Origin of the sequence: Phenylobacterium sp. (genome assembly GCF_041691455.1) — a bacterium.
GTDB lineage: Bacteria > Pseudomonadota > Alphaproteobacteria > Caulobacterales > Caulobacteraceae > Phenylobacterium.
Genome location: NZ_JBEPUO010000010.1, coordinates 93,131 through 117,382, shown reverse-complemented (window position 1 = coordinate 117,382; position 24,252 = coordinate 93,131). Strand labels below are relative to the sequence as shown.

24 protein-coding genes and 1 pseudogene are annotated in these 24,252 nt (G+C 70.6%); 14 read left to right on the top strand and 11 right to left on the bottom strand.

Annotation, left to right across the window (positions count from 1 at the left end):
• Nucleotides 1-798, bottom strand: a pseudogene (locus ACESMY_RS14095) (hybrid sensor histidine kinase/response regulator); the annotation flags it as partial.
• A 167-nt stretch (nucleotides 799-965) separates the two neighbouring features.
• Here ACESMY_RS14095 and queC point away from each other — a divergent pair.
• Genes queC through queD form a run of 3 tightly spaced genes read left to right on the top strand, consistent with a single transcriptional unit; the run spans nucleotide 966 to nucleotide 2,755 of the window.
• On the top strand, nucleotides 966-1,712 hold the full coding sequence (gene queC / locus ACESMY_RS14090; RefSeq protein ID WP_372785236.1) for a 7-cyano-7-deazaguanine synthase QueC: 747 nt from the start codon (nucleotides 966-968) through the stop codon (nucleotides 1,710-1,712).
• Nucleotides 1,709-2,341 (top strand): 7-carboxy-7-deazaguanine synthase, encoded by a 633-nt coding sequence (gene queE, locus ACESMY_RS14085; RefSeq protein WP_372785233.1) that lies wholly within the window; start codon nucleotides 1,709-1,711, stop codon nucleotides 2,339-2,341. Before queC ends, queE begins: the two co-directional genes overlap by 4 nt.
• A 39-nt stretch (nucleotides 2,342-2,380) precedes the next feature.
• Nucleotides 2,381-2,755 carry a 6-carboxytetrahydropterin synthase QueD gene (gene queD, locus ACESMY_RS14080; RefSeq protein ID WP_372785232.1) on the top strand — a complete coding sequence of 125 codons (375 nt, stop codon included), beginning with the start codon at nucleotides 2,381-2,383 and terminating at the stop codon, nucleotides 2,753-2,755.
• Here queD and ACESMY_RS14075 read toward each other — a convergent pair.
• From ACESMY_RS14075 to ACESMY_RS14050, 6 genes are all read right to left on the bottom strand, one after another.
• Complete coding sequence (locus tag ACESMY_RS14075) at nucleotides 2,752-2,973, bottom strand: hypothetical protein (RefSeq protein ID WP_372785231.1); 222 nt, start codon at nucleotides 2,971-2,973, stop codon at nucleotides 2,752-2,754. The two genes, queD and ACESMY_RS14075, sit on opposite strands and share 4 nt — an antisense overlap.
• 63 nt (nucleotides 2,974-3,036) lie before the next feature.
• On the bottom strand, nucleotides 3,037-3,552 hold the full coding sequence (locus ACESMY_RS14070) for a response regulator (protein ID WP_372785230.1): 516 nt from the start codon (nucleotides 3,550-3,552) through the stop codon (nucleotides 3,037-3,039).
• A gap of 220 nt (nucleotides 3,553-3,772) precedes the next feature.
• Entirely contained in the window at nucleotides 3,773-4,864 is a 1,092-nt protein-coding gene (aroC, locus tag ACESMY_RS14065) for a chorismate synthase (protein ID WP_372785229.1), read from the bottom strand.
• Between the two features lie 38 nt (nucleotides 4,865-4,902).
• Nucleotides 4,903-5,985, bottom strand: coding sequence for an alpha/beta hydrolase family protein (locus ACESMY_RS14060; protein ID WP_372785228.1), 1,083 nt, complete (start codon nucleotides 5,983-5,985; stop codon nucleotides 4,903-4,905).
• Nucleotides 5,986-6,056: 71 nt separating this feature from the next.
• On the bottom strand, nucleotides 6,057-7,139 hold the full coding sequence (locus tag ACESMY_RS14055) for an alpha/beta hydrolase family protein (protein WP_372785227.1): 1,083 nt from the start codon (nucleotides 7,137-7,139) through the stop codon (nucleotides 6,057-6,059).
• 99 nt (nucleotides 7,140-7,238) lie between these two features.
• Entirely contained in the window at nucleotides 7,239-7,934 is a 696-nt protein-coding gene (locus tag ACESMY_RS14050) for a DnaJ domain-containing protein (RefSeq protein WP_372785226.1), read from the bottom strand.
• Between the two features lie 91 nt (nucleotides 7,935-8,025).
• Here ACESMY_RS14050 and pdxH point away from each other — a divergent pair, with 91 nt between their 5' ends.
• From pdxH to ACESMY_RS14020, 6 genes are all read left to right on the top strand, one after another.
• Nucleotides 8,026-8,691, top strand: a complete 666-nt coding sequence (gene pdxH, locus ACESMY_RS14045) for a pyridoxamine 5'-phosphate oxidase (protein WP_372785225.1) — start codon at nucleotides 8,026-8,028, stop codon at nucleotides 8,689-8,691.
• A complete protein-coding gene (locus ACESMY_RS14040) occupies nucleotides 8,688-10,259 on the top strand; it encodes an AAA family ATPase (protein ID WP_372785224.1) in 1,572 nt (523 codons plus the stop codon). Before pdxH ends, ACESMY_RS14040 begins: the two co-directional genes overlap by 4 nt.
• A gap of 102 nt (nucleotides 10,260-10,361) precedes the next feature.
• Nucleotides 10,362-10,895 carry an RNA polymerase sigma factor gene (locus tag ACESMY_RS14035; protein ID WP_372785223.1) on the top strand — a complete coding sequence of 178 codons (534 nt, stop codon included), beginning with the start codon at nucleotides 10,362-10,364 and terminating at the stop codon, nucleotides 10,893-10,895.
• Between the two features lie 58 nt (nucleotides 10,896-10,953).
• On the top strand, nucleotides 10,954-11,460 hold the full coding sequence (locus tag ACESMY_RS14030) for a hypothetical protein (protein WP_372785222.1): 507 nt from the start codon (nucleotides 10,954-10,956) through the stop codon (nucleotides 11,458-11,460).
• Nucleotides 11,461-11,582: 122 nt separating this feature from the next.
• A complete protein-coding gene (locus ACESMY_RS14025; RefSeq protein ID WP_372785221.1) occupies nucleotides 11,583-13,229 on the top strand; it encodes a long-chain-fatty-acid--CoA ligase in 1,647 nt (548 codons plus the stop codon).
• The gene (locus ACESMY_RS14020; protein WP_372785220.1) at nucleotides 13,226-13,756 is read left to right on the top strand and encodes a GNAT family N-acetyltransferase; all 531 of its coding nucleotides are present in this window, start codon (nucleotides 13,226-13,228) and stop codon (nucleotides 13,754-13,756) included. Before ACESMY_RS14025 ends, ACESMY_RS14020 begins: the two co-directional genes overlap by 4 nt.
• On the opposite strand, the gene ACESMY_RS14015 is transcribed toward ACESMY_RS14020, so the two are convergent.
• The 3 genes from ACESMY_RS14015 to ACESMY_RS14005 are packed head-to-tail and all read right to left on the bottom strand — an operon-like array spanning nucleotide 13,753 to nucleotide 15,402.
• On the bottom strand, nucleotides 13,753-14,085 hold the full coding sequence (locus tag ACESMY_RS14015; RefSeq protein WP_372785219.1) for a hypothetical protein: 333 nt from the start codon (nucleotides 14,083-14,085) through the stop codon (nucleotides 13,753-13,755). The genes ACESMY_RS14020 and ACESMY_RS14015 overlap by 4 nt on opposite strands.
• A gap of 13 nt (nucleotides 14,086-14,098) precedes the next feature.
• Nucleotides 14,099-14,995 carry an MBL fold metallo-hydrolase gene (locus tag ACESMY_RS14010; RefSeq protein ID WP_372785218.1) on the bottom strand — a complete coding sequence of 299 codons (897 nt, stop codon included), beginning with the start codon at nucleotides 14,993-14,995 and terminating at the stop codon, nucleotides 14,099-14,101.
• Complete coding sequence (locus tag ACESMY_RS14005; protein WP_372785217.1) at nucleotides 14,992-15,402, bottom strand: TIGR01244 family sulfur transferase; 411 nt, start codon at nucleotides 15,400-15,402, stop codon at nucleotides 14,992-14,994. The genes ACESMY_RS14010 and ACESMY_RS14005 overlap by 4 nt, the downstream gene beginning before the upstream one ends.
• A gap of 65 nt (nucleotides 15,403-15,467) precedes the next feature.
• Here ACESMY_RS14005 and oppB point away from each other — a divergent pair, with 65 nt between their 5' ends.
• Both oppB and ACESMY_RS13995 read left to right on the top strand, forming a co-directional pair.
• A complete protein-coding gene (oppB, locus tag ACESMY_RS14000; protein WP_372785216.1) occupies nucleotides 15,468-16,439 on the top strand; it encodes an oligopeptide ABC transporter permease OppB in 972 nt (323 codons plus the stop codon).
• Nucleotides 16,436-17,347, top strand: coding sequence for an ABC transporter permease (locus ACESMY_RS13995; RefSeq protein WP_372785215.1), 912 nt, complete (start codon nucleotides 16,436-16,438; stop codon nucleotides 17,345-17,347). The genes oppB and ACESMY_RS13995 overlap by 4 nt, the downstream gene beginning before the upstream one ends.
• A 76-nt stretch (nucleotides 17,348-17,423) precedes the next feature.
• On the opposite strand, the gene ACESMY_RS13990 is transcribed toward ACESMY_RS13995, so the two are convergent.
• Nucleotides 17,424-17,975: a hypothetical protein gene (locus ACESMY_RS13990; protein ID WP_372785214.1), complete on the bottom strand. Its 552-nt coding sequence runs from the start codon at nucleotides 17,973-17,975 to the stop codon at nucleotides 17,424-17,426.
• Between the two features lie 325 nt (nucleotides 17,976-18,300).
• Here ACESMY_RS13990 and ACESMY_RS13985 point away from each other — a divergent pair, with 325 nt between their 5' ends.
• From ACESMY_RS13985 to ACESMY_RS13975, 3 genes are all read left to right on the top strand, one after another.
• On the top strand, nucleotides 18,301-21,366 hold the full coding sequence (locus tag ACESMY_RS13985) for a TonB-dependent receptor domain-containing protein (RefSeq protein ID WP_372785213.1): 3,066 nt from the start codon (nucleotides 18,301-18,303) through the stop codon (nucleotides 21,364-21,366).
• A 114-nt stretch (nucleotides 21,367-21,480) separates the two neighbouring features.
• A complete protein-coding gene (locus ACESMY_RS13980; protein WP_372785212.1) occupies nucleotides 21,481-23,151 on the top strand; it encodes a sulfotransferase in 1,671 nt (556 codons plus the stop codon).
• Between the two features lie 67 nt (nucleotides 23,152-23,218).
• Complete coding sequence (locus ACESMY_RS13975; protein WP_372785211.1) at nucleotides 23,219-24,250, top strand: retropepsin-like aspartic protease; 1,032 nt, start codon at nucleotides 23,219-23,221, stop codon at nucleotides 24,248-24,250.
• Nucleotides 24,251-24,252 lie beyond the last annotated feature (2 nt).

Below are 24,252 nucleotides of genomic sequence, written 5' to 3'. Positions count from 1 at the left end.
GGTGCAGTCGAACATCTCGCACAGCGCCTGGGCGACCATGCGGTTGGTGGCGTTGTCGTCGACGACGAGGATGTGGACCGAGCGTTCCGCGGCCTGCGGCGCTTCGGCCGGGATCTCCAGGGTGGCGGGCAGCAGCAGCTCGAAGATCACGGTGTCGGACTGGCCGCCGAGGCCTTCGTTGCGCAGCACCCCGCCCAGGCCCTCGAGGGTCTGGCGGGCGAGCATGACGCCGATGGCGATTTCAATGCCGAAGCGGGACTCCACGTCCCGGACCCGGGCCTCGACGTCCTGGGATTCCCAAGCTGGGTCGCGCGCGCCGCGCACGCGGCCTTCCAGGCGCACCCCGTCGGGACCGACGATCGTACGGACGCTGGCTTCCACGGCGCCGCGCCGCATGCTGGCCACCGCCTCACCGATGAAGCCGTCGAAGACCTGCAGGAGGCGCGTGCGGTCGCCCATCGCGCAGGCCTCGGGATCGCCGTCGTAGGAGACCAGCAGGGTGACCCCGCTCAACGCCGCGGCGGGCTGCCAGCGGCCGTGGACCTCGTCCACCAGTTCGCGCAGGCGCAGCGGCGTCGGTTCGGGCGTCAGGCCCTCGATCGTCACCTTGCGCAGGTCGCGGGCGGATTCGATCATCCGGCGCACGCCGACGGCGGCTTCGGCCACGCCGCTGATGCAGGCTTCCGACTCCGGGCTCAGCCGTTGCCGCTCCAGCTGTTCGGTCAGCGCCAGCATCCCGTCCATCTGTTGACAGATCTCGGAGATGACTCGGTCGAAGAAGAACGCTTGCAGGGACATGTACAGCCGAAGTTGTGGAACGCGTCTCGGCTTCACCATGGCGCCAAGCGCTTGCGGAGAGGTTAAATGACACCGCTGACAGGCCCCTCTCCGTAAACACCCGTAGGGGGCGGGAAAGGGTGCGCGGTCTTTCGGTTCCGGGCCCGATCGCGCATATGGGGGCGATGATCGACCCCAAAACCGAGCGGGAGGCCGGCGCCCTCGTGCTGTTCTCGGGCGGGCAGGACTCCACCGTCTGCCTGGCCTGGGCGCTCGAGCGCTATGCGCGGGTGGAGACGGTGGGCTTCGACTACGGCCAGCGCCATTCGGTCGAGCTCGAGGCCCGCGCGGCGGTTCGCGCCCGCATCCCCGAGCGGTTCCCCGACTGGGCGGCGCGGCTCGGCGAGGACCATGTGCTGGAGATGCGCGGGTTCGGATCGGTGGCGGACTCCGCTCTGACCGCGGACCGGGCCATCGAGATGACCTCCAAGGGCCTGCCGTCGACCTTTGTGCCGGGCCGCAACCTGGCGTTTTTCGTCTATGCCGCGGCGCTCGCCGACCGGCGGGGCTTGCGGGCGCTGGTGGGCGGCATGTGCGAGACCGACTTCTCCGGCTATCCCGACTGCCGCCGCGACACGCTGGACGCCATGCAGGCGGCGCTGAACCTCGGCATGGCTCAGGACTTCGTCATCGAGACGCCGCTGATGCGGATCACCAAGGCTGAGACCTGGGCGCTCGCCAAGGGCCTGGGCGGCGAGGCGCTGGTCCAGGTGGTCGTCGAGGACAGCCACACCTGCTACCTCGGCGTCCGCGAGGACCTGCACCCCTGGGGCTATGGCTGCGGGACCTGCCCGGCCTGCGAGCTGCGGGCCCGGGGCTGGGAGGGCTGGACCGCGCAGGATCGCCCGGCGCTGCGCCCGGAGGGCCGGCCGTGAGCTATGCGGTCAAGGAGATCTTCCTGACCCTGCAGGGCGAAGGCGGCCAGGCGGGCCGCGCGGCGGTCTTCTGCCGGTTCGCCGGCTGCAACCTGTGGTCCGGCCGCGAGCAGGACCGCGCCGCGGCGGTCTGCAGCTTCTGCGACACCGATTTCGTGGGCTTGGACGGGCCGGGCGGCGGCCGGTTCGCCGACGCCCTCGCCCTGGCCGCCGCGGTCGAGGCGGCGTGGGTTGGCGGGGCGCAGAACCGGCTGGTGGTGCTGACCGGCGGCGAGCCGCTGCTGCAGCTGGACGCGGCGCTGATCGCGGCCCTGCACGGGCGGGGCTTTTCCCTGGCGCTGGAGACCAACGGCACGATCGCGGCGCCGGCCGGGGTCGACTGGATCTGCGTCAGCCCGAAGGCCGACGCCCCGGTGGTGCAGACGCGAGGCCAGGAACTGAAGCTGGTCCATCCGCAGGCCGGCGTCGACCCGGCGCGTTTCGAGGGGCTGGATTTCGAGCGTTTCCTGCTGCAGCCGATGGACGGCCCGGCGCTCGCCGAGAACACCAAGGCGGCCATCGCCTATTGCCTTGCCCATCCCCGCTGGCGTTTAAGCGTCCAGACCCACAAGTACCTCGGCATCGCCTGAGGCCAGCCGCAGGCGCCGCCTGCCTCCTTAAAAGATCCCATGAGCGCCCGCATTTTCGAGATCACCAAGGCCGCGACCTTCGATGCGGCGCACCACCTGCCTGAGGGGCCGGCCGGCCCCTATACGCGGCTGCACGGCCACTCCTTCCGCGTCGAGGCGACAGTGCGCGGCGAAGAGCAGGGGGCGATCGGCTGGGTCGCGGACCTGGGCGAACTCGACCGGGCCCTGAAGGCAGTGGCCGGCGAGCTCGATCATGGGATGCTCAACGAGAAGCCGGGCCTCGAGAGCCCGACGCTGGAGCATCTGTGCCTGTGGTTCGCCGAGCGGCTGAAGGTGGAGTTCCCGGGGCTTAGCCGGGTGGTGGTGTCGCGCCCGACGGTGGGCGAGAGCTGCGCGCTGAACCTGGCGCCCTAGCCGCCGGACTTTTCGTCCTTCTTGCCGCCGGGGATGACGGCGCCGACGACGGCGCCCGCGCCCCGGGCGGTGGCGCCGACCGCCTTGGCGGTGACGCCCACGACAGCCCCGGTCACGCCCACGGCCGCGCCGGCGACGCTGGTCACGAGGCAGCCTGAGAGCAGCACGGCGGCCAGGGCCAGGGCCGCGGCGGGCAGGAGCTTGGACTGGAGCGGCATCTCACGGAACTCCCCGAGGTATCCGGCATCCTGCCTGGGGAAGCGCGCCGAAAGAAGGCGCCCTCAGGTGTCCTTGGATGCGGCTTTTTGCTGCGCCTCGTCGCCCTCGCGCCGCCAGGGACCCCTGAAGGCGGGGTCGGCGCGCCGGCGGCGGTCGGGACCGAAGTAGTTCGGGGTCCGCACATATTGCCGCGGATGGTCGATGATCTGGCCGATCCGCTCGACGACGCCGCGCGCGGTGAGCGGCTTGGCGAGGAACTCGTTGACGCCGGCGTTGCGCGCTTCCTGCACGCGCTGCAGCGTCGAATGGCCGGTGATCATGATCACCGGGCACATCTGGTCGGGGCTGTCGGGCGAGTTGCGGAGCAGGCGCACGAAGTCGATGCCGTCCAGCGGCTGCATCGACAGGTCGGTCATGATGATGTCGACGCGCTGCTGGCGCAGCATCGTCAAGCCCTGGGCCCCGTCACTGGCCTCATAGATGTGCTTGACGCCGACCGCCTTCAGGATCTCGCCCAACAGCAGCCGCATGTGGTGGTTGTCGTCGACGAGCAGGATTTTCAGCAGGTCGTAGCGCAAGGCGTTTCCATCGTCCGTTCTGGGCCGGCTCGTCCCGCGTCCGGATGCGATTCGACGCCCGGGGGGGTCGCTGAATTACGTGGCGGTAATCCAGGCGGTCAATGCCAAATTACGGCGTTCTAGTTAACTGTTAAGCCAACAGATATTCTGAATAGACGACGATTCAAACCAGAGGTGTGTCGAGCAGCCGGCGCCACCTGAAGAGATTTACGGCGTCAGTTCAGCTGTGGCCGGTCTGGCCGCGGTGGCGCAGGAAGGCGTCGGCCAGGACGCAAGCGACCATGGCCTCCACCACCGGGACGGCGCGGATGCCGACACAGGGATCGTGGCGGCCCTTGGTGCGCAGTTCGATCTCCTCGCCGGCCTCGTTGAGGCTGCGGCGCGGCGACAGGATCGAGGAGGTCGGCTTGAACGCCACCCGCGCGGTGACCGGCTGGCCGGTGGAGATGCCGCCGAGGATGCCGCCGGCCGAGTTGGAGAGGAACACCGGCCCGTCGTTCCCGGCCCGCATCTCGTCGGCGTTCTCCTCGCCGGAGAGGGCGGCCGCGGCGAAGCCCGCGCCGATCTCCACTCCCTTGGCCGCGTTGATCGACATCAGCGCGCCGGCGAGCTCGGCGTCGAGCTTGCCGTAGACCGGGGCTCCCCAGCCGGCCGGGGCGCCCAGGGCCTCGACGGCGACGATGGCGCCGGTGGAGGAGCCGGCCTTGCGGATGGTTTCGAGGTGCTCTTCCCAGACCGGCACCATCTCCGGGTCGGGGCACCAGAACGGGTTGGCCTCGGTCTGGCTCCAGTCCATGCGGTCGGGGGCGACGGCGTGGGGCCCGATCTGCACCACCGCGCCGCGGATCTGGACGCCAGGCAGGATCAGCCGCGCCACCGCGCCGGCCGCGACCCGGGCCGCGGTCTCGCGCGCCGACTGGCGCCCGCCGCCGCGATAGTCGCGCACGCCATACTTGGCGAAGTAGCTGTAGTCGGCGTGGCCCGGCCGAAAGGCGGTGGCGATCTCCGAATAGTCCCGGCTGCGCTGGTCGATGTTGTCGATGACCATCGAGATCGGCGTACCGGTGGTGACCTGTTCGGGATGGCGCTCGTCGGAGAAGACGCCGGAGAGGATGCGCACCGCGTCCGGCTCCTGGCGCTGGGTGACGAACTTGCCCTGGCCCGGCCGGCGCTTCTCCAGCCACTGCTGCACCGACGCCTCGGTCAACGGGATGCCGGGGGGGCAGCCGTCGACCACGCAGCCCAGCGCCGGCCCGTGGCTTTCGCCCCAGGTGGTGACGCGGAACAGATGGCCGAACGTATTGTGCGACATGGCCGGGCTTGTAGCGGCTTAGGCTCGCCTCACCAACCTCAGGGCGCGCCCATCGCGCGCCCGAACAGGGTGAGGGCCATCTGCAGGGTCTCGAAGTGGGTCGGCCCCTGAGCCGTCCGCAGGCCCTGGCAAAGGGGCTCGGCGCCGAGGGCCCTGGGGCTGCAGGTCGACAGGAAGTCGTAGTGGCCGACGCCCGGCAGGGCCTTCAGCCGGGCGCGCGGGATGGCGCGGGCGGCGGCCCCGCCGTTGATGTTCGGCGGCGCGACGGGATCGGCTCCGCCGAGGATGATCGCCACCGGGACGTCCATGGCGGTCAGACTGGCGGGATCGAAAGCCTGGATGAGCGCCGGGGCGATGGTGAAGACCGCCCGCACGCCGGCGATCGAATGGTCCTCGCCGGCGTGGGCGACCTCGGCGGCGAGCTCAGGGGCGGCGAGCGTCGCCGCAGCCTGCTCAAGGGTTACGGGAAACTCCAGCTGCGGTTTGCAGAGCCCGTCGTCGGGATGGGCGGCGCAGGAGGCCCGGAAGCGTTGCAGGTCGACGCGCGCGCCGGCCGTGGCGAGGGCGGTGAAGCCGCCGGTCGCATAGCCGGCCACGCCCAGGCGCCTGAGATCCATATGCGGGCCGATCGCCGGGTCCGCCGCGGCCTTGTCCAGCGCCGCCTGCAGGTCGCCGGCCCGGTCCCAGAACATCGCCGAGCCGGCCACGGTCATCTTGTCGAGGCTGTTGTTGCCGGGGTGGTCGACCGCGATGACCACAAAGCCCTGCTGGGCGAGGACCGTGGTGAACCAGGCCATCATCCGCGCCGAGCCGCCGTAGCCGTGGGAAAACAGGATCACCGGCCGGCGGCGGTTGTCGGCGAAGGCCGCGTCCGGGGCCGCCTCGCCGACATAGAACAGCGGCTGGTCGGGCGGACCGATGTCCAGCGACCGTTCGGCCGAGCCCTCCGCCGCGGGGTACCAGACCGTCACTCGCACCGTGGCGCGATGTTCGGCGTCGCGCAGCGCGGCCGTGGGGTTCCGGGCCTCCAGGTGGCGCTCGCCGACCGGGCTCTCGGCCTTGGCGCCGCCCGCCAGGCAAAGCGCGGCGGCGGCCATCGCCAGGAGCATGCTGATGCGCATCGTCGGCGGTCCCCTCGAATCGTCGGCGAGACCCTAGGCGAGGCGCGCGGCCGGCGCCCTCGCAATCGCCCCTAGGGCGCGCCGAGCGTCCGTCCGAAGAACGCCAACGCCATGTCGATGGCCGCCTGGTGGCTCTGGTCCTGCGGGACCTTGACGGCGCAGAGCGGCACGACGGTGGCGCCGAACGGGCTGCAGGTGCTGAGGAAATCATAGTGGCCGACGCCGGGCAGCACCTTCAGCTCGGCGTGCGGGATGGCCTTGGCCGCGACCAGGCCGTTGGTGCCGGGCGGGGCCACCGGGTCGGCGTCGCCCAGGATGATCGCCACCGGGACCTTCATCCTGGCCAGACCCTCGGGCGGCAGGGCCTGGACGATGGCCGGCGCGATGGCGAAGGCGGCGCGGACGCCGGGGATCGCGTGGTCGTCGCCGGCGTGGGCGGCCTCGCCGGCGAGCTCGGGCGAGGCCAGAGCTTTCTGGGCGTCGTCCATGGTGAGCGCGAACTCCTTCTGCGGGGCGCAGACGCCGTCCGTCGGATGGGCGCGGCAGAAGGCCAGGAAGCGGTTCATGTCGACCTTGGCGCCGGCGCTGACCAGGCTGGTGAAGCCGCCGGCCGAGAAGCCCGAGACGCCGAGGCGCTTCACGTCGAGATGCGGACCGATGAGCGGATCGGTCTTCACGCGCTCAAGCGCGGCCTTGAGGTCGCCGGGCCGGTCCCAGCTCATGATCGCGCCGGGCGCCGTCATCTTGTCGAGGCCGTTGTTGCCGGGATGGTCGACGGCGATCACCACGTAGCCGGCGCGGGCCAGGGGGACGCCGAACCAGGCCATCATCCGGGCCGTGCCGCCGAAGCCATGCGAGAACAGGATCACCGGCCGGGGCCTGGCGTCGGCGAAGGCCGCGTCCGGGGCGACGGCGCCGACCAGGAACACCGGCTTGCCGGGCGGGCCGCCGATGTCGATCCGTTCTTCGGCCGCGCCGGCCGCGGCGGGATACCAGATCGTCACCCGCACCGTCGGCCGGTGCTCGGCGTCGCGCAGCGCGGCGGTGGGGTTGGCGGCCTGCAGGTGGCGCTCGCCGACCGGGCCGGCCTGGGCGGCTACCGCCAGGCCGGAGGCTGCGGCGACCGCGCCCAAAAGGCCAAGGATATGCCGCATGCCGTGCTCCCCGCGTTGCGTGTCGGGGGCGATCCTAGGACGGTGCTGCCGTCGGCTTCAGTTAAATCGCGGTCAGGCCATTTCGCCGGCGGGGCGGCCTCAGGCGGCCCAGGCGGCGGTGAAGCGGCGCAGCAGGACGGCGGCGGCCTTGTCGGCCTGGCCGGCCTTGGGCGAGAGCCGCAGGAATAGGTGGCCCTGGCGGTGGCCGCCGCGGGCCGGCAGGCCCTGGCCCACCAGGCGCACCAGCCGCCGTTCGCCCGCCTTCCTGGTCAGCCACACGACGCGGCGGCCGACGGGGGTGTCGAGGACGATCCGGCCGCCTTCCGCCAGCATCTGGGGGGTGACCGCGACGGTGAGCCACAGGTCGTCGCCGCGCACCAGCATATCGGCCGCGCCGCGCACGATGACCGTCAGGGCGGCGCCGGCGACGCGGACCGTGTCCGTGGTGCGCAGGCCGGCCGGCAGGCGAACCCGGACGCGGCGGCCGTCGCCGCGCTGGTGCTCCGCAGAGCCGCCGAGCAGCGCGGTAAGGGGGTCGATGATCAGGACGCTGGGTTCCGGCGGCCGCGGCGCCGGGGGCTGGATGATGCGGTCGGGGCCCGCGTGCAGGTTCTGCAGGCGGTGATAGGCCTCGACCACGCGGCGGAAGCTTTCGGCCCCGCCGCCGGGGCGGTCGGGGTGGGCGGTCTTGGCGGCGTCACGGAAGGCGCGGCGCAGCTCGCCCGGGGTGGCCAGCGGGCCCACGCCAAGCACCTCACGGGCGGCCTTCAGGGAAATCGGCGCGTCGAATGACATCGTGGGTGAGATTGGCGCGACATGGTCAAGGCTCGGTTAAGCCTCGCGAAGGTCTCGCGGAAACCCGCGCGCCTCGGCTATATCGTCGGCGATGACCGAAAAGACGCTCATTCCGCCGTCGCCTTCCGAGGACGACTATGTGCGCCAGGTGGCCGGGGCCGAGGCCCTGCCGCTGCTGAGCGAGGCCGACCCGTTCGTGCTGTTCAACGCATGGCTGGCCGAGGCGCTGGCCAAGGAGGCCAATGACGCCAACGCCATGTCGCTGGCCACGGCCGACGCCGACGGCCTGCCGGACGTGCGCATGGTGCTGCTGAAGGACGCCGACACCCGCGGCTTCGTCTTCTATTCCAACGTCGAGAGCGCCAAGGGCCGCGAGCTGGCCGCCAATCCGAAGGCCGCGCTGCTCTTCCACTGGAAGTCGCTGCGCCGGCAGGTGCGGGTGCGCGGGACCGTGACGCCGGTTTCCGAGGCCGAGGCGGATGCCTACTGGGCCACCCGCGCGAGACCCGCCCAGCTCGGCGCCTGGGCCTCGCAGCAGTCGCGGCCGCTGCCCGACCGGCTGGCCTTCGAGAAGAAGATCGCCGAGTTCGGGCTGAAGTTCGGCCTGGGCAAGGTCCCGCGGCCGCCGCACTGGTCGGGCTGGCGGGTGGAGCCGCAGGCCATCGAGTTCTGGCGCGACCGGCCGTTCCGGCTGCACGAGCGTCTGGTCTTCACGCGCGCCGGCCAGGGCTGGACGACCACCAGGCTGTTTCCTTGAGCTCCAACCTTGCCGGAAAAAGGGGCCAGGAGGCCGAGATCGTCGCCTGGCTGAAGGCCAACTCCGAGCGCGCCATCGAGACGGCCTGCGCGCGGATCTTCCTGGCCGGCGAGGTGGCCTGGAAGCTGAAGCGCAACGTCGACCTCGGCTATGTGGATTTCTCGACCCGGGAGAAGCGCAAATGGGCGCTCGACCGGGAACTGGCGTTCAACGCCACGGCGGCGCCGGATATCTACCGCGCCGTGCGCGCCATCACCCGCGAGGCCGACGGCGGCCTGGCCTGGGACGGCGCCGGCCGGCCCATCGAATACGCGCTGGAGATGCGGCGGTTCGACGATGCGGCGGTGCTTTCGGCCGATCCCAGCGTCATCGACGGGGATATGGCCGAGGCCCTGGGGCGCACCATCGCGGGCTTCCACCTGACCGCGCCGCTGCGGCCCGAGGGGGGTCTGAGCGCGCTCGCCTGGACGATCAACTCCAACGCGGGCCTCTTGCGTGACCTGAAGAGCCAGCTTGGCGAGGACCGCGTCGAGACGATGCTGGCGCTCACCGACGCCGAGCTCGCGCGCCAGACGCCGCTGCTGGCCGCGCGCACAAAGGCGGGGTTCTCGCGCCGCTGCCACGGCGACCTGCACCTGGCGAACATCCTGCTGGAGAACGGCAAGCCGGTGCTGTTCGACTGCATCGAGTTCAACGATCTCCTGTCCGACCTCGACGTGCAGTACGACCTGGCGTTCCTCTTGATGGACCTGGATTTCCGCGGTCGGCGGGACGCCGGGGTGCGCGTGCTCTCGGCCTATCTGGACCAGGCGGCGCGCGGGTTCGGGGCGCAGCTCTGGGAGGGCCTGGCCGCCCTGCCGCTGATGCTGGCGGTTCGCGCCGGCGTGCGGGCCCACGTCTCGATGCATGCGGGCGACGTCGCGCTCTCCAGGGCCTATGTCGACGCCGCCATCGCCCACCTGTCGCCGCCGCGGCCGGTGCTGGCCGCGGTCGGCGGGTTTTCCGGCACCGGCAAGTCGACGTTCGCGCGCGGCGTGGCGCCGGGGCTGGGGGCCGCGCCCGGCGCCGTGGTGCTGCGCACCGACGAGGCCCGCAAGCGGCTGGCCGGCGCGGGGCCGGTCGATCGGCTCCCGGCCGAGATCTACACGGCCGAGTTCTACGCCGAGGTCTATGAGACGATGTTCGGCGCCGCGCGCGCCCTGCTGACGGCGGGCCAGGCGGTGGTGCTGGACGCCACCTTCACCGAGCCGGCGCTCCGAGCCCGAGCCGAAGCGCTCGCCGCCGAATGCGGGGTCCCGTTCCACGGCGCCTGGCTGGAGGCGCCGCTGGAGGTGCTGGAGGCCCGGGTGGCGAGCCGGGTCGGCGACGCCTCCGACGCCACCCTGGAGGTGTTGCACGACCAGATCGCGCGGCACGGCGGCGATGCGGTGAGCTGGACGAAGGTCGACGCGACCCAGGCCAGCGATGCGGCGGCGAAGGCCTGGCTGAAGCGGCGTCCTGGCGACCCTGCGCGGCGAGCGCCTCCGCACGCGCCCATAGCCGCGCTCAAGCCGCCTCCGCCGACCTGAACTCGAGAACGCCCGCGCAGCGACCGCCGCCCGCAGCGGCTCATGTGAGAAACTCGGCGCCGGACCGACTACCTACGAAAGCGGCCGAACAAGCGGATCGAAATGGGCGTCGGGGGTCGGGATCAGGACGAGGGGTACGAGCAGGCGGCGGCCGCGTTTGGGCCGGCGCTCGAACGCCTGGCCCGCGCCTATGAGGCGGACCCCGAGCTGCGCCGCGACCTGCTGCAGGATATCCACACGGCCCTGTGGCGCAGTTTCGCGGACTTCGCGCAGGACTGCTCGGTCCGCACCTGGGTCTATCGCGTGGCCCATAATGTCGGCGCCTCCCATGTCCTTCGCCGGCGGCGCGAGAACAGCGCGGCCTTGGCCAGCCTGGACGAGTTGGCCGCCCAAGCCGACGGCGACAACCCGGAGCAGACGGCGGGGGAGCGACAGGTCCTGGCCCGGATGCTGGAGATGATCTCGCGCCTGAAGCCGCCCGACGCCCAGGTGATGCTGCTCTACCTGGAAGACCTGGACGCCGCGGAAATCGGCGAGGTCACCGGGCTGTCGGCCGGCGCGGTGGCCACCCGCATCTACCGCATCAAGGCCGTCCTGGCCCGACGCTTCCGGAAGGGAGGGCGCGATGACGACTGAACCTCCAGACCAAGACCTCAAGGCCATCTGGCGAGATCAACCCACGGAGAACCTGATCATGTCCGTCACAGAGGTCCGCAAGCGCGCGGAGCGGTTCCAGAACAAGAGCCGCCTGGTGCTGGTCATCAACGGCCTAAACGCCGCCCTTCTCGCCGCCGCGTTCGGCTGGGCGGCGATGAACGCGCCGAACTGGATCATCAGGGCAGGGTGCGCATCCTGCGTGCTGTTCGCGCTGGCGTTCGCCGGTTGGGCCTATCGGCGCCGCCCCGGGCGCATGCCCGGCGAGGCGTCCGGCGCGGCGGTCCTCGAGTTCTATCGGCGCGAACTCCGGCGGATGCAGATGCGGCGCACGTCGGTTCTTCTTCTCGTGCTCCCGGTGCTGCTGGGCCTCGTCATGATCGCCGCCGGCGCTTACGCCCTTCGCCCGGGGGCGAGCCTGCTGAACATGGCGCCCCTCGCGGTGATGCTGGCGGCGTGGTCGGTCGTCATGTGGCTCCGCACCGGGCGATATTCGCGAAAACTGCAGCGGCAGATCGACGAAGCGGACGCCGTTCGCCTGGAATAGTCCCACCCGTACCGCCGCGCTCGCCGCCTTCCCCATTCAGGGGAGGGATCGTTGCTTATGACCACTGATAACAATAGCCTGTGGGCAAGCCTGAAAAGGGCGGGGGTTGAGGAGGAGTTCGGATGCTGGGGCTGATGCAGGACTGGCCGCTGACGGTCGACAAGATCCTCGACCACGCGGCCAACTGGCACGGCGACCGCGAGATCGTCAGCCGCTCGGTCGAGGGCCCGATCGTGCGCACCACCTATGCCGAGGTCCGCGTCCGCGCCAAGAAGCTCTCCAGCGCGCTGAAGGGTCTTGGCGTGCGGCCCGGCGATCGCGTGGCGACGCTGGCCTGGAACACCGGCCGGCATATCGAGGCCTGGTACGCGATCATGGGGATGGGCGCGGTCTGCCACACGCTCAACCCGCGGCTGTTCGCCGAGCAGCTCTGCTACATCGTCAACCACGCCGAGGATAAGGTCCTCTTCACCGACCTGACCTTCCTGCCGATCCTGCTCGAGCATCGCGCCAAGATGCCGACGGTCGAGCATGTGGTGGTGATGACCGACGAGGCCGGGATGAAGGGCGTGGCGTTCCCGGGCGCGCTCTGCTTCGAGACCCTGGTGGACGGCGGCGCGCCGGAGTTCGTCTGGGGCGACTTCGACGAGAATACCGCGTCGAGCCTCTGCTACACCTCGGGCACCACCGGCAATCCGAAGGGCGTGCTCTATTCGCACCGCTCGAACTTCATTCACACCCTGGTGACCCTGGGCGTCGATGTGATGAACCTCTCCGCGCGCGACACGGTGCTGCCGGTCGTGCCGATGTTCCACGCCAACGCCTGGGGCCTGGCGTTCTCCTGCGCCGCGGCCGGCGCGAAGCTGGTGATGCCGGGCCAGAAGCTCGACGGCGCGTCGGTCTACGAACTGCTGGAGACAGAGGGCGTAACCTTCTCCGCGGCGGTGCCGACCGTCTGGCTGGGGCTCTTGAACCACATGCGCGAGAACAAGCTCGCGCTATCGACCTTGAAGCGCGTGGTGATCGGCGGCTCGGCGGTGCCCGAGGCCATCGTCCGCGGTTTCCGCGACGAGTACGGCGTGGACGTCACCCACGCCTGGGGCATGACCGAGATGTCGCCGCTGGGCACGCTCTCCTCGCCCACAGCCCAGATCGCGGCCGCCGATCCGGAAACCCAGCTGCGCTACAAGCTGAAGCAGGGCCGTCCGCCGGTCGGCGTCGAGATGAAGCTGGAGGACGACGCGGGCCAGCGCCTGCCGCACGACGGGACCACCTTCGGGCGGCTGATGGTCAAGGGCCCGTTCATCGTCGGCGCCTACTTCAAGGGCGACGGCGGCGAGATCCTCGACGACGAAGGCTTCTTCGACACCGGCGACGTCGCCACCATCGACCCCGACGGCTACATGCAGATCACCGACCGGGCGAAGGACGTCATCAAGTCCGGCGGCGAGTGGATCTCGACCATCGAGATCGAGAACATCGCCGTGGGCCACGAGAAGGCCGAGCTGGCCGCGGTGATCGGGGCGGCGCACCCCAAGTGGGACGAGCGGCCGGTGCTGCTGGTCAAGCTGATGCCTGGCGTGGAGTCCTCGAAGGAGGAGTTCCTGGGCTTCCTGGAAGGCAAGATCGCCAAGTGGTGGACGCCCGACGACGTGGTCTTCGTCGATGACATCCCGCTGGGGGCCACCGGCAAGATCGACAAGAAGCTGATCCGTGAACGGATGAAGGGCTACGTCCTGCCGAGCGCCAAGGCCAAGGAAACGGCTTGAGCGAGAGCGTTCGGCTGGAGCCCGCTGCCGAAGGCGATCTCCCCGAGATCGTGGCGCTCAGCAACTGGGCCTATCGGGGGACGGGGCCGCAATCGAGCTGGACGGTCGAGAGCTACCTCGAGGGCGAGCGGACCACCGAGGCGGTGCTGCGCGCGGATTTGGCGGCGGCGCCGGGCGCGCAGGTCCTGATCTGGCGCGACGCCGCAGGCGAACTCCAAGGGCATTGCTGGCTTGAGCCCAGCCCGCACCAGGTCTGGTACCTGGGCCTGCTCTCCGTACGGCCCGACAGGCAGGACCGGAAGCTGGGCCGCACCCTGCTGACCGCCGCCGAGGACTACGCCAAGGCGCGCGGCGCGCGGCGCATCCAGATGACCGTGATCAATGTCCGCGACACCCTGATCGCCTGGTACGAACGGCGCGGCTATGCCCTGACCGGCGAGGTGCGGCCGTTTCCCTACGGCGACCAACGCTTCGGGCGGCCGACGCGCGACGACCTCAGCTTCGTGGTGCTGGAGCGCGCGCTCTAGGACCCCGGGATCGGCAGGACCTCCATGATCTCCACCCCGTCGCCCGGGAAGATGCTGAAGTGCGGATGGCCCTCGAACAGCTTGGCGGCGGCCTCGTGGGACTCGGCCCGGACGACCACGTAGCCCGACATCTGATTGCGGATATCCGCGACGCCGCTCGGCGAGACCCGCTTGGTCTTGCCGAGCGGGCCGCCGGTGTCGACGACGGCCGCGGCGTGGTCCTGCATCCAGCCGCCCCAGGCGGCCATGCCCTTGGCCATGGTGGCCGGGTCGAGGTCCGCCGGCGCCCCGCTCGGGGAACCGGTGTAAACGGCGAGGAATGTCTTCACGGTCGTCTCCTGTTCAGGCCAGGCGGTAGGCGCTCTCGGGTCCCGGTTCGCCTTCGGTGATGATCTTGCCCTCGCGGACCAGGTGGATGATGCCGGCCAGCATGGAGCGGGCGGCGGCGGGCCACAGCCGCGGATCGACGTCGGCATAGAGCCGCGGGACGAGGTCCTTGATCCGGCCCGGACCGGCGGCCAGCGCGCCGAGGATCTGGTCGATGCGTTCCTGCCGGTGCTCGGCGTAGGCGTCGATGAACGCGGTCACCTCGCGGATCGGCGGGCCGTGGGTGGGCCACAGCGTCGTGAAGTTGCGATCGCGGATCCGCTGCAGGCTCGCCAGGTAGTCGGTCATGTCGCCGTCGGGCGGGGTGATCACCGTGGTCGACCAGCCCATGATGTGGTCGCCGGAGAAGAGGGCGTTCTCCTCCTTCAGCGCGTAGCAGAGGTGGTTCGAGGTGTGGCCAGGCGTGGGGATCGCCTCCACCGTCCAGCCGGGGCCCGAAACCTCGCCGCCGCCGCAGAGGCTGACGTCGGGTTTGAAGTCTTGGTCGTGGCCGGCCTCCATCTTCACCTCGCCGGTGTCGTCTTCCTCGTGGCCGGCGACCGCGCAGCCGTAGATCGTCGCGCCGGTGGCGGCCTTCAGCGGGCCGGCCAGCGGGGAGTGGTCGGAGTGGTGGTGGGTGATCAGGATGTGGGTGACGCGCTCGCCCTCGAGGGCCTTGAGGATGGCGGCCAGGTGTTCGGGGAGGTCGGGGCCGGGATCGATCACCGCCACCTCGCCCTTGCCCACGATGTAGGTGCCGGTGCCCTTGAAGGTGAAGGGCCCCGGATTGTCGGCCACCACGCGGCGGATCAGCGGCGAGACCTGGTCGCAGGCGCCGTAGTCGAACTGGATATCCCGGACGTAGGGGATCATCCGCCGAGCACGCCGGAAAGGTCGTAGCCGGCCGCCCGGCCGAGCGCGACGAGCTCGCCGCGTTCATGGGCGCCGGACATGGCCTGGCCGATCGACCAGGTGGTGATGGAGCGGGTCCCGGAGCGGCAATAGGCCAGCACCGGCCCGTCGGCCGCGTCCACCGCCTGGCGCATCGCCTCGACCTCGGCGGGGCCCGGCGCGCCGCGCACCGGGATGTGCGCGTAGGTCAGGCCGGCGGCCTCGGCGGCGGCGGCGATCTCGGCGGCGGTCGGCTGCCCGGGGTCCTCGCCGTCCGGGCGGTTGCAGATGATGGCGACGAAGCCCTGCGCCTTGGCCTCGGCCACATCGGCGGCGCTGATCTGCGGGGCGACGGAAAGCTCGTCGGTGACGTGTCTGAAGTCGGTCATGGCGCTCGTCAGGTCTGGGGTTGGGCCCTTCGTTGACATCATCGGGGGCCGGTGGAAGTTTCGCAATGCGCGGCCTGACAAAGGCCCGCAAGCCAGGGGCCTTTTCCCGCCACATGTTCCGCTTCATCGGCCGGCGCCTTCTGGTCGCGATCCCGACGCTCTTCCTGGTGGTCACGCTCGCCTTCTTCATGATGCGCGCGGCGCCGGGCAGCCCCTTCGACATGGACCGCAAGCTCTCGCCCGAGATCGAGAGGAACGTGCTGGCCCGGTACGGCATGAACAAGCCGGTGGGGGCGCAGTACCTTGACTACCTGGCGAGCGTGGCGCGCGGCGACCTCGGCCCCTCGCTGAAATACAAGGACAAGTCGGTCATCGAGATCCTCCGGGAGAACTACCTCGTCTCCCTGAAGCTCGGCGGCTCGGCGATCCTGCTGGCGGGGCTGATCGGCGTCAGCCTCGGCGTGCTGGCGGCGATGCGGCAGAACCGGGCGGTGGATTACGGCGTGATGACCGTGGCGGTGCTGGGGGTCTGCATCCCGACCTTCGTGACCGCGCCGCTCCTGGTGCTGGCCTTCGCCTCGAAGCTGGGCTGGCTGCCGGGGGCGGGCTGGAGCGACGGGGCGCTCATCAACATGGTGCTGCCGGTGACGGTGCTGGCGCTGCCGCAGATCGCCATCATCTCGCGGCTGACGCGGGCCGGCATGGTCGAGGTGCTGCATTCCAACTATGTGCGCACCGCCCGCGCCAAGGGCCTGTCGGAGGGCCGGATCGTCCGGCGCCACGCGCTGCGCGCCGCCATCCTGCCGCTGGTCAGCTACCTGGGCCCCGCCTGTGCGGGCCTGATCACCGGCTCGCTGGTGGTGGAGAAGATCTTCAACCTGCCGGGCCTGGGGAAGTTCTTCGTCGTGAGCGCCCTGCAGCGGGACTACACGGTGGTGATGGGGATGGTGATCTTCTACGCGGGCCTGATCCTGGTGCTGAACCTGGTCGCCGACCTGCTCTATGCGGCGCTGGACCCGCGGGTGCGGCTCGGATGAGCGCCTCGATCCTCATTCCGGGCTCCGGCGGCGGGTCCGAACAACTGGAGCGCGCGGCGCTGAAGGGCCGCAGCCTCTGGGACGACGCCCGCCGGCGGCTCTCGCGCAACCGGGGCGCGGTCGCGGGGCTGGTGGTGCTGGGCCTGCTGGTCGTGGCCGCGATCGTCGGGCCGGCGCTGACGCCCTACGCCTATGACCAGGTGAACAAGACCGACGTCTGGTTCGCGCCCCTGCAGCATGGCCACCTGTTCGGGACCGACGCGCTCGGCCGCGACCTGCTGGCGCGGCTGCTCATGGGGCTTCGGGTGTCGCTGGCCATCGGACTGGTGGCGACCCTGGTGTCGCTGGCGATCGGCGTGGCCTGGGGCGCGGTGGCGGGCTTCGTCGGCGGGCGGCTCGACGAGGTGATGATGCGCTTCGTCGACGTGCTCTATTCGCTGCCGTTCATCTTCTTCGTGATCCTGCTGATGGTGACCTTCGGCTCGAACATCGTCCTGATCTTCGTGGCGATCGGGGCGGTCGAGTGGCTGACCATGAGCCGGATCGTGCGCGGCCAGACGCTGACGCTCAAGCACAAGGAGTTCGTCGAAGCCGCCCGCGCCGCGGGCCTGAGCCAAGGCGGCATCATCGCGCGCCATATCGTGCCGAACCTGCTGGGCCCGGTGGTGGTCTACGTGACCCTGACCATCCCGGCGGTGATCCTGGCGGAGAGCTTCCTGAGCTTCCTGGGGCTCGGCGTTCAGCCGCCGATGGCCTCGCTCGGCACCCTGATCGCCAACGGCGCGCAGGACATGGAGCTCGCGCCCTGGCTGCTGATCTTCCCCTCGGTGGTGATGGTGGTCACCCTGATGAGCTTCAACTTCATCGGCGACGGCCTGCGCGACGCCATCGACCCGCAGGACCGCTAGGCTTGCCTCCCACGCGTAGCGGGGGAGGGGGACCGTTCCCCGAAGAGGGAATGGTGGAGGGGGCGAGACGGGGTTCCTAGTTGTCCCGGTGCGCCCGGAACGCGACGTGGTGGCCGAGCGACATCATGTAGCTGCCCATCGCGGCCTTGCGGATCGTCACCGTGTCGCCCGCCTGCGGGGGGTTGGGCACCTCGTTGGTGTCGATCTGCGACCAGGTGGCGCCATCTTCCAGCCGGATCACCCACTTGCCGGCGTTGTTCTGCCGGGCGGCGGTGATCTTGCCCTCCATGTTGGCGATCTCCTCCGGCTTCTCGCCGCGCTCGAACAGCGCCAGCGAGGGCAGGGTGAAGCCGAAGGCCTGGCGGCGCACCTTGCGGGCCTGTTCGCGGTCGACGACCACGATGTCGCCCTTGGCCTCGGCCTGGTCCATGGCCGCGGCGGCTTCGTCGAAACAGGCCAGGCGGGCCGTGTTGTCGGTGAGCTTGCGGCAATCGATCAGGTGCTGCAGCGCCTGGGCCCGGCCCTCGGTCTTGGGGGCCGGCGGGGCGGCGGCCAGCGGGGCCGCGGCGAGCGCGGCGGCCAGGAAGCCTGCGGCGGCCAGCCCCGCGTGAGTCTTCGTTACGATCATGGAATCGGCCCCGGGGTTTGAGTCTCGCGCGGAGCGGCATTGAAGCCGCCCCGGAGAGCGCAGGCAATCGTCCTTCGGTGAGGCGAGCCTTTGGCCGGAATGCGGCAGTAAGGGGCGAATTGTGCGCGATTGGCCGGTCGCCCGCACAATCTGTGACCAGAATGCGACAGGTCGACGTCCGCAACATTGCCGAAAGCTAATGTTCGTTGACCCTGCCTTCGATACACTCGTAACTCCGCCGTAACCGGGCATGACTGCGAGCCTGGGAATGCATTGTTGGGGAGCTGGTCCGCCGTCACAGGCCGACCGCTGGAGGATGTAGACCTTGAAAATCAATTCCACGCGGGAGCGCCTGTTGGCCTCCTCGATGATCTGCGGCGCGGCCCTTCTCGGGCTCTCCGCGACTTCCGCCTCCGCGGCCGCGGCTGCCGCCGCGGCGTCCGGCGAGGTCTCCGAAATCGTCGTCACCGGGACGCGCATCCCGACGCCGAACCTGACCAGCGTCGCGCCGGTGACCTCGGTCACCTCCGCCGACATCAAGGCGCAGGGCATCTCCCGGGTCGAAGACCTGCTGAACAGCCTGCCGCAGTCCTTCGCGGCCCAGGGCTCCAACGTCTCCAACGGCTCCAACGGCACCGCCACCGTCAACCTCCGCGGCCTGGGCGCGAACCGCACCCTGGTGCTGATCGACGGCCGCCGCCTGCAGGCCGGTAACCCGACCTCCGGCATCGGCGCGATCGCCGCCGACCTGAACTTCATCCCGCCCTCGCTCATCGAGCGCGTGGACGTGCTGACCGGCGGCGCCTCGGCCGTGTACGGCGCCGACGCCGTGGCCGGCGTCGTCAACTTCATCATGAACCGCAATTTCGAGGGCGTGCGCCTCGACGCGCAGTACTCGATCTACCAGCACTCCCAACATGAGGGCGGCGTCTCCGACGTGGTCCGCCAGTCCCGTTCCAGGGCGGCGGTGCCGGACAACTTCATCGTCCCCGGCGACTTCAAGGGCGGCGAGGGTGACACCGAGTCCATCACGATCGGCGTCAACGCCCCGGACGGCAAGGGCAACGTCACCGCCTACGCCACCCACGTGCAGATCAACCCGGTGCTGGCCTCGAGCTATGACTACACGGCCTGTACGCTGAACTCCGGCGCGACCTTCCTGCAAGCCGGTTGCGGCGGCTCGGGCACGGCTTTCCCGACCCGCTTCGGCAGCTTCATCGTCGACCCCTCGGGCCCGGGCAACACCTTCCGCGCCCGCACCTCGGCCGACGTCTACAACTTCTCCCCGACCAACTACCTGCAGCGCCCCGACCAGCGCTACGGCATGGGCGCCTTCGCCCACTATGAAATCAATCCGCACTTCCAGGCCTACGCGGACCTGATGTTCATGGACGACAACTCGACGGCCGCGATCGCGCCCGGCGGCATCTTCGCCTCCAGCGGTCCCGGACCGGGCGGCACCTTCGCCGTCAACTGCGACAACCCGCTGATGACCGCGGTGCAGCAAGGCCAGCTCTGCGGCGCGGCGGCCGGCACCGCCACCAACGTCAACGTCGCGGTCGCCCGCCGGAACGTCGAAGGCGGCGGTCGTCTGACGATCTTCGAACACCAGGAGCAGCGCTACGTCATCGGCCTGAAGGGCGATCTCGCGGCCGACTGGAGCTACGACGCCTACATGCAGTACGGCAAGACGTCGTTGAGCCAGGAGCAGGACAACAACTTCCTGACCTCGCGGATCAACCGGGCGCTGATCGCGCGGCGCAACGCCGCCGGCCAGATCGTCTGCCAGTCGGTCATCGACGGGACGGACCCGGCCTGCGTGCCCTACAACTCCTTCCAGCTCGGCGGCGTCACGCCTGCGGCCCTGAACTACCTGCAGGCCCCGACCTTCTCGGGCGGCAACATCATCGAGCAGATCGCCAGCGCCAACGTCGTCGGTTCGCTGCCGGACTCCATCAAGAGCCCGTGGTCGATGGACAAGATCGGCGTCTCGATCGGCGCCGAATATCGCCGCGAACACCTCGACTCCAAGTCGGACGTGCCGCAGGCGACCGGCGACGTGAACGGCAACGGCGCGGCCAAGCCTCCGGTGAACGGCGGCTACGACGTCTACGAACTCTACGGCGAAGCCCGCGTGCCCCTGGTGCAGGACATGCCGTTCGCCAAGGACATCACCGCCGAACTCGCCTACCGGTTCTCGGACTATTCGAACGCCGGGACGACCAACACCTACAAGGCGTCGGGTGACTGGACGATCGTCGACGGCGTCCGCCTCCGCGCCGGCTACAACCGCGCCGTCCGCGCCCCGAACGTGGTGGAACTGTTCTCACCGCAGAACGTGGTGCTCGACGGTACGGTCGACCCCTGCGCCGGCCTGACCGCCGGCAACGCGCTCGTCGCCCGTTGCGCCACCCTGTTCGGCCTCACCACCGCTCAGGTTCTGGCCCTCGAGCCCGACCCGGCCAGCCAGTACAACGGCCAGACCGGCGGTAACCCGAACCTGAAGCCGGAAACCTCCGACACCTACACCGTGGGCCTGGTCTGGTCGCCGAGCTTCCTGCCGGGCGCGAACCTGACCGTCGACTGGTTCGACATCAAGGTTCAGGACTACATCTCCAACGTCGGCGCCAACGTGATCCTCAACGGTTGCGTCAACGGCACCAACCCGGACTTCTGCTCGCTCGTTCACCGCGACGCCATCGGCTCGATCAAGTCGACCCAGGGCTTCGTGACGGACACCGTCATCAACCAAGGCGCCCTGCACACCTCGGGCGTCGACGTGAACGCGAGCTACCGCACCGGGCTCGACACCTTCGGCCTGTCCAACGCGGGCTCGGTCTCGGCGAACTTCGTCGGCACCTGGCTCGACAAGCTGGAAACCACGGTCCTCAACGGCACCGCGGCCATCGACTGCGCGGGCCTCTACGGCTCGACCTGCACCACGCTGGGCGGGTCCGCCAACCCGAACCCCAAGTGGCGCCACAAGCTGCGCGTCACCTGGAACACGCCGTTCGAGTACGGGTTCTTCGGCAACCTCGGCCTGTCGGCCCAATGGCGCTACTTCTCCAGCGTCGATGTGGACGGCACGTCCAGCCAACCGGCGCTGCACACCCTGAACGTCGCGCCGACCGACAAGACCCTGTCCTCGCGCAGCTATCTGGACCTGCTGGCGACCTTCAAGGTGAAGGACAACTATTCCTTCCGGGTCGGCATCAACAACATCCTGGACCGGGATCCGCCGCTCGCGGGTTCGGGCGGCACGACCAACCCGGCGACGGGTCAGCTGTTCCCGTCCAACTGCCCGGCCGGCGCCTGTAACCAGAACGTCTACGCCCAGATGTACGACACCCTGGGCCGCTACATCTTCGTGGGCCTGACCGCCGACTTCTAACGCGAGCAGACCACCTCCAGAGATCGGGCGGCGGAGCAATCCGCCGCCCTTTTTCTTGGCCGTCATCCTGGCCGCAGGTAGGGTCCGCGCCGATCAGCAGGGCGGACCAAAGCAGTGACGGAATTCAGCTCGGGGCCGATCAGCCTCTCGTTCGGCGGGCGCAAGCGCGACCCGGAGGCCGACCGGGCCCGGCTGCGCGCGATCCACACGACCCTGCAGGCCGGCGATGTCGCCGCGGCCGCGGACATGGCCGAGGCCGCCCTGGCCGAGGGGCTCGAGCATCCGATGCTGTTCAACCTGGCCGCCGACCGGCCGGAGCGGGAGGGGCGGTTCGAGGACGCGCTCGCCCTGCTGGAGCGCGGCCACGCGTTCGCGCCCCAGGACATCGGCCTGCGTCAGGCGCTGGGCCTGTGCCTGCACCGGCTGGAGCGCTACGCGGCGGCTGTGCCGCATTTCGACGCGGTGATCGCCGCCCAGCCGGCCATGGCGCCGGCCCACGCGGCCCGCGGCGCGGCGCTGGAGGTCATGGGCGACATCCGCGGGGCCGAGGCGGCCTACGACCGGGCGGTGGCGCTCGATCCGCGAAGCCTGGCGGCGCTCTCGGGCCTGGCCTCGCTCGCCAGCCGCCGCGGACGGCACGCCGAGGCCCGCGCGCTCGCCGAACAGGTCGTCGCGGGCCAGCCGGACTATCCCGACGCCCTGATGGTCCTGGCCCAGGCCGACCTCGCCGAGCGCCGGTTCGCGGACGGCGAGGCGCGCCTGCGCCGGTTGATCGCCGACCCGCGGGCGACGCCCGTGCAGCAGGCGCTGGCGAACGGCCTGATCGGCGACATCCTCGACGCCCAGGACGCCACGGCCGAGGCCTTCGCGGCCTATAGGGCTTGCAACGACGGGCTGCGGTCGGCCTACGCCTCGCGGTTCGCGGCGGGCCCCAGCGCGCTGGACCAGGCCCGCGAGACGGTGGCGTTGCTGGACAGCATGCCGGCCTCGTCCTGGGCCTCGGGCCCCCAGCCGCCGAGCGGGACGGCGCGGAGCCATGTTTTCCTCGTGGGCTTTCCGCGTTCGGGCACGACGCTGCTGGAACAGGTGCTGGCCAGCCATCCCGACGTCGAGGCGCTGGAGGAGCGCGACACCCTGGCCGACGCCATCGAGGCCTACGGCCGACAGCCGCGGGACCTGGCGGCCTTGGCGCAGGCCCCGCAGTCGGAGATCACCCGCCTGCGCGCGGCCTACTGGCAGCGAGTGTCGCGCGAGGGCGCGAGGCCGGCGGGCAAGGTGTTCGTCGACAAGCTGCCGCTCAATACCTTCCGCCTGCCGATGATCGCCAAGCTGTTCCCCGAGGCCAAGGTGTTGTTCGCCCGGCGCGACCCGCGCGACGTGGTGCTGAGCGCCTTTCGCCGGCGGTTCGCGATGAACGCGCCGATGTACCAGCTGCTGACGCTCCCCAGCGCCGCGGGGTTCTACGACGCGGCCATGCAGGTCGGCGAGCGGCTGGACGACCTCGGGCTGTCGACGCTGGTCGTGCGCCACGAGCGCCTGGTGGAGGCGTTCGACGCCGTGGCGGGCGAGGTCTGCGGCTTCCTGGACCTGCCGTTCACGGAGGCGCTGCGCGGCTTCGCCGACCGCGTCCAGGATCGTGGCGTGGCCACGCCGAGCGGCGCGCAGATCTCGCGTGGCCTGACCGCCGAAGGGATCGGCGCCTGGCGGCGCTACGCCGGCGAGATGGCCGGCGTCCTGCCCGTGCTCCAGCCCTGGATCGAGCGGTTCGGCTATCCTGCTGACTGACCCGGCGACCGAGCGGCCTTCCGCTTTGCCGCCCCGCCGGGCAAGCTGCGGCGCAAAGGGAGTCGGAATGTCAGGGGAAGGATGGTCCAGGCGCGGCCTGACGGCGGCGCTCGCGCCCGCGTTGCTGAGCGCCTGCGCCGCGACGCCGCCGCGCCCGGTGATCTCCGTCAACCTGCTGGACACCGAGCCCACGCCCCGGCCCCCGGGCGCGCCGGACGCCGCCGCGCGGCTGGAAACCGCCTTCGACGACGCCAAGCGGATGGTGGTGCCGGCCTATATCAACGGCCACGGCCCCTTCGGCTTCGTGGTGGACACCGGCGCCAACCGATCGGTCGTGTCCACCGAGGTCGCCGCGACCTGCGGCCTGCCGTCGGCCGGCCAGGCCGACGTCCATGGGATCGCCGGCGTGGAGCCCGCGAACATGGCGTCGGTGCGGCGACTGGCGGTGGGGCAGGTGGTGGCCTCCGCCCTCGAACTGCCGGTCGTGCCGCGCGCGCGGCTGGGCGCCGACGGTCTCCTGGGCGTCGACATCCTGCATGGCCGGCGCATGTCGCTGGACTTCGCGCAGAACCGCTTCGAGATCAGCAATTCCGGGGCAGGAGCCGAGGTCGGCCGCGACTCCAATTCCCGCATCCCGAGCCACGTCGACCCGATCCGCGTCGGCGCCTCCTACCGCTACGGCCAGCTGGTGATCCTCGACGCCCAGGTCGGCGTGGTGCCGGTCAGCGCCTTCATCGACTCCGGTTCGCAGGTGACGGTCGGCAACCGCGCGCTGCGCGATGCGGTGGTCCGGGCGCGGCCCGACTTCGGCGTGCAGCTCGCCCCCGTGCCCTTGATCAGCGCCACCGGCCAGACCGCGATGGGCGAGTTCGCGCCCCTGCCGACGCTCAGGCTGGGCGGGATGGCGGTGAACGAGGTGATCGGCATCTTCGCCCAGCTGCACATCTTCGACCTGTGGAAGCTGGCCGACCGGCCGGCGATCCTGATCGGCGTCGACGTGCTGCGCCATTTCCACGACGTGACGCTCGACTTCGGCCGCAAGCAGGTGATCTTCACCCCGGCCCTGCCGGGCGACCGGAAGCCCCGCCCGGCCTTCTAGGG

Coding starts and splice junctions, on each gene's coding strand:
- queD (WP_372785232.1), top strand. CDS start 2,381: ATGAGCGCCCGCATTTTCGAGATCACCAAGGCCGCGACCTTCGATGCG.
- ACESMY_RS14075 (WP_372785231.1), bottom strand. CDS start 2,973: ATGCCGCTCCAGTCCAAGCTCCTGCCCGCCGCGGCCCTGGCCCTGGCC.
- aroC (WP_372785229.1), bottom strand. CDS start 4,864: ATGTCGCACAATACGTTCGGCCATCTGTTCCGCGTCACCACCTGGGGC.
- ACESMY_RS14060 (WP_372785228.1), bottom strand. CDS start 5,985: ATGCGCATCAGCATGCTCCTGGCGATGGCCGCCGCCGCGCTTTGCCTG.
- ACESMY_RS14055 (WP_372785227.1), bottom strand. CDS start 7,139: ATGCGGCATATCCTTGGCCTTTTGGGCGCGGTCGCCGCAGCCTCCGGC.
- ACESMY_RS14050 (WP_372785226.1), bottom strand. CDS start 7,934: ATGTCATTCGACGCGCCGATTTCCCTGAAGGCCGCCCGTGAGGTGCTT.
- pdxH (WP_372785225.1), top strand. CDS start 8,026: ATGACCGAAAAGACGCTCATTCCGCCGTCGCCTTCCGAGGACGACTAT.
- ACESMY_RS14035 (WP_372785223.1), top strand. CDS start 10,362: ATGGGCGTCGGGGGTCGGGATCAGGACGAGGGGTACGAGCAGGCGGCG.
- ACESMY_RS14030 (WP_372785222.1), top strand. CDS start 10,954: ATGTCCGTCACAGAGGTCCGCAAGCGCGCGGAGCGGTTCCAGAACAAG.
- ACESMY_RS14025 (WP_372785221.1), top strand. CDS start 11,583: ATGCTGGGGCTGATGCAGGACTGGCCGCTGACGGTCGACAAGATCCTC.
- ACESMY_RS14010 (WP_372785218.1), bottom strand. CDS start 14,995: ATGATCCCCTACGTCCGGGATATCCAGTTCGACTACGGCGCCTGCGAC.
- ACESMY_RS14005 (WP_372785217.1), bottom strand. CDS start 15,402: ATGACCGACTTCAGACACGTCACCGACGAGCTTTCCGTCGCCCCGCAG.
- oppB (WP_372785216.1), top strand. CDS start 15,468: ATGCGCGGCCTGACAAAGGCCCGCAAGCCAGGGGCCTTTTCCCGCCAC.
- ACESMY_RS13995 (WP_372785215.1), top strand. CDS start 16,436: ATGAGCGCCTCGATCCTCATTCCGGGCTCCGGCGGCGGGTCCGAACAA.
- ACESMY_RS13990 (WP_372785214.1), bottom strand. CDS start 17,975: ATGATCGTAACGAAGACTCACGCGGGGCTGGCCGCCGCAGGCTTCCTG.
- ACESMY_RS13975 (WP_372785211.1), top strand. CDS start 23,219: ATGTCAGGGGAAGGATGGTCCAGGCGCGGCCTGACGGCGGCGCTCGCG.